The 9,670-nt window shown below is 67.5% G+C and carries 7 protein-coding genes and 1 pseudogene; 7 read left to right on the top strand and 1 reads right to left on the bottom strand.

The genetic code is table 11. The features are described 5' to 3' along the window. A pseudogene (locus tag EON91_RS12790) lies at positions 1-233 on the bottom strand (hypothetical protein); the annotation flags it as partial. A gap of 177 nt (positions 234-410) precedes the next feature. On the opposite strand from EON91_RS12790, the gene EON91_RS12785 reads away from it, so the two are divergent. From EON91_RS12785 to dusA, 7 genes are all read left to right on the top strand, one after another. Next, a complete protein-coding gene (locus EON91_RS12785) occupies positions 411-2,246 on the top strand; it encodes a monovalent cation:proton antiporter-2 (CPA2) family protein (RefSeq protein ID WP_292095411.1) in 1,836 nt (611 codons plus the stop codon). 365 nt (positions 2,247-2,611) lie between these two features. After that, positions 2,612-3,217, top strand: a complete 606-nt coding sequence (locus EON91_RS12780) for a helix-turn-helix transcriptional regulator (RefSeq protein ID WP_292095409.1) — start codon at positions 2,612-2,614, stop codon at positions 3,215-3,217. 203 nt (positions 3,218-3,420) lie between these two features. Continuing rightward, positions 3,421-4,029, top strand: coding sequence for a hypothetical protein (locus EON91_RS12775; protein WP_292095408.1), 609 nt, complete (start codon positions 3,421-3,423; stop codon positions 4,027-4,029). A 103-nt stretch (positions 4,030-4,132) separates the two neighbouring features. Then, complete coding sequence (locus EON91_RS12770) at positions 4,133-4,867, top strand: fimbria/pilus periplasmic chaperone (protein WP_292095405.1); 735 nt, start codon at positions 4,133-4,135, stop codon at positions 4,865-4,867. Between the two features lie 9 nt (positions 4,868-4,876). Beyond that, complete coding sequence (locus EON91_RS12765) at positions 4,877-7,627, top strand: hypothetical protein (RefSeq protein WP_292095403.1); 2,751 nt, start codon at positions 4,877-4,879, stop codon at positions 7,625-7,627. 61 nt (positions 7,628-7,688) lie between these two features. Then, positions 7,689-8,534, top strand: a complete 846-nt coding sequence (locus EON91_RS12760; RefSeq protein ID WP_292095401.1) for a hypothetical protein — start codon at positions 7,689-7,691, stop codon at positions 8,532-8,534. Between the two features lie 58 nt (positions 8,535-8,592). After that, on the top strand, positions 8,593-9,624 hold the full coding sequence (gene dusA / locus EON91_RS12755) for a tRNA dihydrouridine(20/20a) synthase DusA (RefSeq protein WP_292095397.1): 1,032 nt from the start codon (positions 8,593-8,595) through the stop codon (positions 9,622-9,624). The last annotated feature ends 46 nt before the right edge of the window (positions 9,625-9,670 follow it).

Genomic DNA, 9,670 nt, shown 5'->3' with positions numbered 1-9,670 from the left:
GGGGGAGGCGGCGGCGGCGGCGCGACGCCGCTGGCGTGCGCCTGACGATACTGATGATCGATCGGACCTGTGCGCGTCTCGCGCACGGTGAATCCATAAGGGGCGCAGGCGGCGGGCGAGGCGACGCCATCGACGGGCTTGCTCCGCGTCGGGGACACCTCTTGCCGGGCGACGGCGGGCGCGGCGACGGACAGGCTCAACAGGACGACGACACTGGTCTTGAGGCGACGCATGGGCTCTCTCCCTGATCTCTGACCGCATCAGGCGGCGCCCTGTTCGGCGAAACTGTGGCGCTGGCCGGGCCTGACCGGCCGTCGTTCGTCCGGTGTGGCGCGGCGGCCATGCCGGCGCCCCCTCGCAATCGCGTGTCGGCGTCCCCACAATGGAGCTTAGCGGGAGAGAGAACGATCATGGCCGAACCGACCACCGGACTGGACCTGGGCCATGTCGCCGCCCTGCTGGGCGCCGCCGTCATCGCCGTGCCGGTGTTCCGCAAGCTGGGGCTGGGGTCGGTGCTGGGCTATCTGGCCGCTGGTCTGGCCATCGGCCCGTTCGGCCTGGGCCTGTTCCGCGAGCCCGAGACCATCCTGCATGTCGCCGAGTTCGGCGTGGTCATCTTCCTGTTCATCATCGGACTGGAGATGCGGCCGCGAAAGCTGTGGAACCTGCGCAAGGAGATTTTCGGCCTGGGCGCGGCCCAGGTCGTGGTGTGCGGCCTGTTGCTGACGGTGGTCGGCATGGCGGCGGGCCTGCGGGCCGAGACGGCCTTCATCGGGGCCATGGGCTTCGTCCTGTCGTCCACCGCCGTCATCATGCAGATGCTGGAGGAACGCGGCGAGCTGCAGGGGCCGTCGGGCCAGCGGGCGGTGTCCATCCTGTTGCTGGAGGATCTGGCCATCGTGCCACTGCTGGCCATCGTGGCGGTGATCGCGACGGCCACCGGCGTGGCGGGCGAGGACAGCCGGCCGCTGTGGCTGACCATCGGCCTGGCGGTCGCGGCGGTGGCGGGGGTGCTTGTGGCGGGCCGCTATGTGGTCAATCCGCTGTTCCGCCTGCTGGCCAAATACGGGGGGCGCGAGATCATGCTGGCGGCGGCGCTGCTGGTGGTGGTGGGCGCGGCCCTGACCCTGTCCAGCGTCGGCCTGTCGATGGCCATGGGCGCCTTCCTGGCCGGGGTGCTGCTGTCGGAATCCACCTTCCGTCATCAGCTGGAAGCGGACGTCGATCCGTTCCGGTCGATCCTGCTGGGCCTGTTCTTCCTCAGCGTCGGCATGTCGCTGGACCTGGCGGTGGTGGTCGAGGACTGGGTCATGGTCGTCGGCGGGGTCATCGCCTTCATGGCGGTGAAGGCGGTCGGCATCTATGTCATCGCCCGCCTGTTCCGCGCGCGGGAGCGTGAGGCGGTCGAGCGCGCGGTCCTGTTCGCCCAGGGCGGCGAGTTCGCCTTTGTCCTGTACAGCGCGGCGCTGGCGGCGGGGGTGTTCGACGGGCGCATCCATGCGGCCCTGACGGCGATCGTCATCCTGTCGATGGTGCTGACGCCGGTGACGGCGCTGATCACCGCGCGCCTGCTGCCGCGCGAGACCCTGTCGCCGGACGACGCCGAGGGGGTGGAGCGCGCCGAGGGCCTGCGCGAGCGGGTGCTGATCATCGGCTTCGGCCGCTTCGCCCAGGTCGTGTCGCAGCCGCTGCTGGCGCGCGACGTCGACGTGTCGATCATCGAGAACGATGTGGAGATGATCCAGGCGGCCGGGAATTTCGGTTTCAAGGTCTATTACGGCGACGGCGCGCGTCTGGACGTGCTGCGCGCCTCGGGGGCGGATCAGGCCGAGACCATCCTGGTCTGCGTGGACCGGCCCGAGGTCGCCGACCGCATCGTCGAACTGGTCAAGGCCGAGTTCCCGCTGACCAAGCTGTTCGTGCGCGCCTTTGACCGGGGGCATTCGCTGCGCCTGATCCATGCGGGCGTCGATTACCATATTCGCGAGACCTTCGAATCCGCCCTGGTCTTCGGCGAGGCGGTCCTGCGCGACCTGGGCTTCAGCGAGGACGAGGCGCGCGAGACGATCGAGGACGTCCGCCGCCGCGACGAGGAGCGTCTGGCGCTGCAGCTGTCGGGCGGGATCACGGCGGGCCGGGCGCTGATGCGCGGCAATATGACGACGCCCGAACCGCAGCCCTATATCCAGCCCCGACGCGAGGGGCGGTTGCTGAACGATCAGGCCAGCGAGACGCCCGCCGCCTGATCGATCCCCAGGCTGTGGACGGACGATTACCTGAGTTGTGCAAGATCACGCACAGTCAAGGTTGATGCCTGTCCAGTGAACACGAGAACGTGAGCGACGGCTGCTCAAGCTTGGCCGTACGCCAATGGTCACGCTTGATCTGGATCAATCACCGGCTCAGGTGAACCGTGTAAAGATAGATGTGTGGTGTCGATCAAACCTGAAAGCACAGGATATCGTGTTTTCGGAAACGCGAGTTTCAGAAATAGGCGTTTCTGAAACAAGTAACCTACCAATGTTGACTATCTTGCTTCCGGGTATCGATATGGTTAGCTGTCTGTGGATAACGCAGAAATGCGAGCAGTCGTGATGAGGGAGGGCTCAGCATGGTTGACGCGCTTTACGCCACACCGGAACGGACCAGTGGCGAAACGCCTCGATTGGTGACCGATATAGACGTCTGGTTTGATCTCGATCCCGAGCCGCGGCTCGCGATCGCCTTTGACGGAAGTGTGCTGGCGAGCAATCGCGCGGCCCAGGACGCCTTGAGCCGGGGCGTGCTCGCCACCGATTATGGGGGTGTGCTGCGCTTTGGCTCGCCCGAAAGCGACGGCGCCTTCATGCAGGGACTGCGGGCCATCAGTTCGGGACGCAGCGGCCGCCACCGTATGATCCTGCGGGGTCGTGACGGGGCCTGGCTGGCCGCCGCCGTCTATGGAGTGGCGGGGCAGCAGCGCGCCATCCTGGCCTTACGCAGCGAGGAACGGCCCCCGGCCGACGCCTTGTCCGCCCTGGCCGACGCCTTCCACCTGACACGGGCTGAAGCGGGGGTTCTGTGCGCCCTGACCGACGGCAAATGTCCCAAGGCCGTGGCCAACGACATGAACATCTCGGAACACACGGTCCGGGCGCACCTGCGCTCGATCTACGCCAAGCTCGGCGTGCGGGGGCTGACCGGGGCTCTGCGTCGGTCCTGCAATCTTCTGTTCTGATCGCATCGTTGCGCGACAGTAATAGTCACAATCGAGTAGTTGAGAAGGTAGCACTGGTTAACGGTTGGTTAAGGTAAGTAGGCATGCGGATGCGGGCGCATTCGGCCCTCGATAGAACGGTTGGTGACGGTATTCGTCATCGGTCGTCGCTGTAGATGGTGGGGGCGACTGAATAATAATCAGTCCTTGGAGGATAGACTCACATGCGTATGCTTCTTGCTGCCGCAGCTGTTGCGGCCCTGATCGTGCCGGCCTCGGCCATGGCCATGCCCGACACCACCCTGAATGTCAGCACCAACGTCGCTGACTATTGCTCGATCCAGCTGGCCAACGTCGCCGGCTCGAACGTCTCGGTCGCCAACGGCAACCGTCAGAAAGTGTCGACCCTGCGTCTGGCCTGTAATGACCCGCAAGGCGCTGTCCTGACCTCGTCGTTCAAGAACGGCGACTTCTTCGGTCTGGCCGCCAACCCCGGTCACCCCACTGGCCACAACACGGTGAACTACGACTGGGAACTGGTTGTCGCGGCGCCTGCCGCCTCGCTGGGCTTCTCGCCCCAGGACACCTATCCGGGTGGCCCGGCCGTGATCAGCAACGCGCCCTATAGCCAGGGTCTGGCCAATGGCGTGCTGGCCGACTTCTTCCTGAACCTCTGCTACAGCGACTCGGCCCAAGGCCCGAACCCGCCGCAAGAAGACCCGCAAGATCCGGGTATCGGTTCTTCGGGCTGCACCGGCTCGGTCTCCGAAGCCCTGGCGGCTCCGGCCGACACCTACAGCGAAACCTTCTACTTCGACCTGAACCCGGCCTGATCGCCGGAGGGGCTGTTGTCGGGGGCCGCTTCGGCGGCCCCCGCCTTCTTCCACGCCTGAAGAGAGTGATCCGTAAAATTCACACGCATAGGGGGGACTACCGATGCGTATCCAGAATCTGGCGGCCATGGCCGTCGCGGCGACCCTGATCGCCCTTACCGTTCCGGCCGAGGCCATTGACGTGACCCCCATGGTCACCCGCCTCACGCCCCAGCAAGCCGCCATCGGCTATCGTCTCAGCGTCAAGAACACGAGCGCTCAGCCGATCACGGTCGAGCTGACGCCGTTCCGCATGGCGCTGGACGACAACGGCCGGAGAACGTTGACGGAGGAGAACGACGACCTTCTTCTCTTCCCACCCCAGTCCATCATTCCGCCCAATCGCGAGCAGGTCGTCCAGATCCGCTACGTCGGGCCGCAACAGGTGTCCGAACCCCGGATGTACCTTATCCGCACCGCCCAGTTGCCGGTGAAGCTGGCGGCGGACGAGAGCACCCCTGTCGGCGCCGAGGTCCAGGTCGCCTTCAATGTGAACACGCACCTGTTCGTCTCACCGTCGGGCACCGCGCCCCGACTGGAACTGTCGGACACGAAGCGTGAGGCCAACGGCGATGTCATGGTCACAGTCAGGAACAGCGGAACGGGCATCGCCCATCTGCGGACGGCGCGCTACGCCGTGACCGGCGCCGGAGGCCAACGGGTCGACGTCGACGCATCCAAGGTCGAACTGGGCGAAGTCAGCGCCCTGCAGGCCGGGGGCGTGCGCCATATCCGTATTCCCGCCGACCAGGTCGCGGGCGTATCGGGTGACGTCACCGCCAGCATCACTCCGCAGTAAGAGAGCGCCGTGACCGGGTCGATCCCCCCTCGACCGGTAGTTGCGACGCCGGTGCGCCAGGCGCGTAGAGGAACGCGCGTCTGGCGTACTGCCGTCTGCATCGGCGCCGGTCTGTCTGTGGCTCCCGACGCGCTGGCCGCGCCGTTCGAGCCTGTCGTTGATCTCGATGCGCCGATGCGCACGGCAGGGGGGCGTTACGCCTATGCCGGGCGGATCGAGCGCGAGCCCGCAGCGCCCGCGCCGCCGCCCTTGCGGCTCGCCCCGGCGCTGACAGAGGCCAGGGACGCCGCCTCGGCCGGACAGCCGGCGGTGGGGATCGGGGTCAATCCGGCGGCCGCACCGCTGTTGATCGCCGCCTCAACGACTCCACCGCCCGTCGTTGTCACAGCCGCGGCGCCCACGCCCCAGGTGCCGACAGGGCAAGCCGTGGCGCTGATGCCGGTGCAGGGACCGCTGGTGCTGGACAATCGCTATCTGGGCGACATCAACGGTCAGGTCGACATCAGCGGCCGGGGGCTGGTCAACGCCGCCCTGTTGCTGGACCTGCTCAAACCTGTGCTCAGCAACGCCGCCTATGAAGCCCTGCGCACCCGTATCGGCGGCCAGGAGCGGGTGGCGATGCAGGACCTGACCACCAGCGACTTCTCGATCAGTTTCGACACCTTCGCCCTGTCATTCGTGGTCGATCTGAAGCCGACTGCACGCGCCCTTCACAATGTGTCGCTGGGCCAGCGAGATGAGGTCGATCCGACCGATTACGATCAGCCCGCGCCCGAGGCTTTCGGCGCCACCTTCAATATCGGCCAGCGCTACAGCCACGATCGGAACGACTTCAGTCCGATGCAGGGCGGGGTCGATCTGCTGGCGAATTTCGGCGGCTTTGACGGCGTCACCCTGTCTACCGGCTTCGACTATGACGGCAGCGGCGACGACAAGTGGAACCGCCGCGAGATCCGGCTGACGAAGGACATCTTCTCCTCCGCCATCCGGCTGACGGCGGGCGAGTTCGCGCCGCCGATCGACTCCTTCCAGGGTTCGAACCGCATACTGGGGTTCTCGGCCGCGCGCGCCTATTCGGTGATCCGGCCGTTCCAGAACATCCGCCCGTCGGGCCGTCAGGCCTTTGTGCTGGATCGCGAGTCCCTGGTCGAGGTCGAGGTCAACGGCGTGGTGATCGAGCGGCTGCGGCTGCAGCCGGGGCCGTTCTCGCTGGCCGATTTCCCTTTCGGTCAGGGCGCCAACACGGTGCGTCTGCTGGTCGATGACGACTTCGGTCGACGCGAGATCGCGGTCTTCGACCTGTTCGGCGGCTCGGGCCTGCTGGGCAAGGGCATCATGGATTTCGGCCTGTCCGCGGGCATGGTCGAGGAGGGACGCCTGCGCTACGGCGATACGCTGGCGGGCACCGGCTTCGCCCGTTACGGCCTGACCGAGAGCCTGACCGTCGGAGGCAATCTGCAGGCCGTCGGCGCGCGAGGACAGGCCGGTGTGGTCGCAGTCCAGGGCACGCGCCTGGGCCTGTTCCAGTGGTCCGCCTCGGCCAGCCACAACGGCGACACGGGCCAGGACGGCGTCATCGGCGCGGTCGATTTTCTGCGCCAGTTGAGCCTGTTCGAGCATCAGGACACCCGGTTCACCGCCTCGTTCCAGGCCGCGAGCCGCTATTTCCAGGACGCCTTTGCGACCGATGGCGGCGTTCGCGAGCGGTGGCGCGCGGCAGCCCAGGTCTTCTCGCGTTTCCGCGACTATTCGCTGACCCTGGGCGCGGCGACCATCGATGGCCGCGATCCCTTCCCGGACCAGCGATCGTATAACATGACGCTGGGCCGCACCTTCGGCCGGTTCGGCGTCAACCTGTCGTTCAGTCGCCAGGAGAGCGATCCCGGCGAGACGGATAACCGCTTCGGCATCTCCCTGCTGACCCGTCTGGGCGACCGCTGGACCGGCACGGCCCGCTACGATTCCCGCAATGAACTGGCCGAGGTGGGCATCGGCCGGGCGTCGACCGGCGACCTGAACGACCTCAGCGGCAACGTCCGGATCAGTCGCGACCGGGACCGCGAGGCCCTGACGGCGGATCTGCGCTACATCAACAACCGGTTCGACGGACAACTTGTCACCAACCGGCTGGTCAACACCGAGGCCGGCGGCGCCAGCAGTCTGGAGTCCCTGTGGCGGTTGTCGACGACCATCGGCTACGCCGACGGCGTGCTGGCGATGGGGAGACCGTCACGCGAAGGCTTCATCATCGCCACCCGCCACCCGACGCTGCGCAAGTCGCAGTTGACCCTGACCGACGGCGGCGGCCGCGCCATCGCCCGATCCGGCCTGTTCGGCCCGCCGCTGGCGCCGATCAACCGCGCCTATGGCCAGTACCGGATGGTGCTGCAGGTCGATCCGTTGCCCGCCGGCTATGACCTGGGCACAGGTCTGATCACGGCCTTCCCCGGCTATGGCTCGGGCTATCGCGTTCGCATCGGCAGCGCGGCCTCGCGCACCGCCATGGGCGTGCTGATGAAGGCGGGCGAACCGCTGGCCCTCGTCAGCGGCATGATCGAGGCGGTCGACGCCCCGACAGAGGCCGGAACAGAGGTCGAGCCCCGCCTGTTCTTCACTAATCGCAGCGGGAGGTTCGTTGGCGACGGTCTGGCGCCGGGCCGTTACCGCATGGTCGTCGACGGGGCGGTTGTGGGCGAGTTCGTAGTGCCCGAGGACAAGGAAGGACTGGTCGATGTCGGCATCATCCAATCGAACCCCTAGAATCCGAGGCTCGAAGGTCTGGCTGTGGTTTCTCGCCTGGGGACTGGCAGGGGTTGCGGCCGTGACGGCCAGCCCGGCCCCGGCCTGCGACCTGTCGGTCACCCGCAGCCCGACGACCGTGCGGATCGACTATGACCCGTTCGACGTCATCGCCTCGCCCCCCGGCGACCTGGACCTGGAGCTGTCCAATGCGTCGGACACCGCCTGCGAGGTCGTGCTGTTGTTCACCGACCTGGCCGACGCGCCCATTCCCAAACTGTTCGCCGGCGAGGCTCCCATCGCCTTTCGCCCGCGCGAAACCTCGAACCTGCGCCGGACCGAGCTGACCACCTTCACCTACGCCATGACCATTCCGGCCGGCGGCAGCGCCATGGCCCAGTTCGACGTGGGCGTGGCCGAGGCGCTGGTGATCCCGGCGGGCGTCTATGCGGTCGAGATGCGGCTGGCCGTGCGCGGCCTGGACGGGACGCCGCTGATCTCGCCCCTGCCGGTCGAGATCAGCGTTTCCTCGCCCGCCCGGGCCCAGATGAACATCGCCGGGGCGGCCGGGGCCTATGGCTCGGGCGCCTCGGTCGAGACCATCGACTTCGGCGAGGCCGAGACCGGCGCCGTGCGCCGCGCCTATCTGCAGATCCGCGCCAACGCCCATTCCACCGTCACCTTCGATTCCGAGCATCGCGGACGACTGGCCAACAAGCCGTTGATCGGGCCGCCCGGCTATATCGGCTATCAGGTGGCGCTGGACGGAACCGACGTGCCGCTGGACCGGATCACCCGTCTGCCGGTCGAGCCGCCGCGCACGCTGGAAGGCATGTCCATGCCCCTGATCTTCACCCTGGGCCAGGTGCGCGGCGCCATGTCCGGCGCCTACAACGACCTGCTGACGATCTCGGTCAGCCCGGACTGAGTCGCATCCGGGCGCGCCTTGTCCTAGACAGGCGGCTTCCTTCCCCCCGGAGCCCGCCTTGGCCCAGCCGCTAGACCGCAGACTGTCCGTCGCCCCGATGATGGACTGGACCGACCGGCATTGCCGGGCGTTCCACCGCGCCCTGTCGGCGCGGACGCTGCTGTATACCGAGATGGTGACGGCCCCGGCGGTGATCAACGGCGACCGTGACCGACTGCTGGGCTTTGACGCGGTCGAGCATCCGGTGGCGCTGCAACTGGGCGGCTCGGACCCGGCGCAATTGGCGCAGGCGGCGCGGATCGGCGAAGCCTATGGCTATGACGAGATCAATCTGAACGTCGGCTGCCCGTCCGACCGGGTCCAGTCGGGCAAGTTCGGCGCCTGCCTGATGCGCGAGCCGGAACTGGTCGCCGACTGCATGGCCGCGATCAAGGCGGCGGTCAGCGTTCCCGCCACCGTCAAATGCCGCATCGGCGTCGATGATCAGGACCCGGCCGTCAGCCTGTTCGCGACGGTGGACGCCAGCGCCGCTGTGGGCATCGACACCTTCATCGTCCACGCCCGCAAGGCCTGGCTGAAGGGTCTGTCGCCCAAGGAAAACCGCGACGTTCCCCCGCTGGACTACGCCCTGGTCCGCCGGCTGAAGGCCGAGCGGCCGCACCTGAACATCTCGATCAATGGCGGGATCGCTTCCCTGGACGAGGCCGAGGCGCACATGCGCGCCGATGACGGAGTTCAGCTGGACGGGGTCATGCTGGGCCGCGCCGCCTATCACGAACCGGCCTTGCTGGGTCAGGCGGACCGCCGGATGTTCGGCGCCGATACGCCTGACGTGGACGCCTTCGCCGCCCTGGACCGCTATCGCCCCTATCTGGCCGCGCGGCTGGAGGAAGGGACGCCCCTGCCGCAGATGGCGCGGCACATGCTGGGTCTGATGCACGGCCGCCCCGGGGCGCGCGCCTTCCGCCGCATCCTGACGGTCGAGGCGATCCGCCCCGGCGCCGGGCTTGATGTCATCGACCGCGCCGCCGACGCGGTGCGTGAGGCCGAGGCCCGGCGCGACCGCGGCGCCGAAGACGAGGCGGCGTGAACGGACTGCCCCTATCCGAACTGGTCCTGATGTTCGCCGCCCTGAT

This window comes from Brevundimonas sp. (assembly GCF_004210735.1).
Classification (GTDB): domain Bacteria; phylum Pseudomonadota; class Alphaproteobacteria; order Caulobacterales; family Caulobacteraceae; genus Brevundimonas.
Note: the sequence above shows the minus strand (reverse complement) of the source record. Positions and strands in the feature narration are given on the sequence as shown.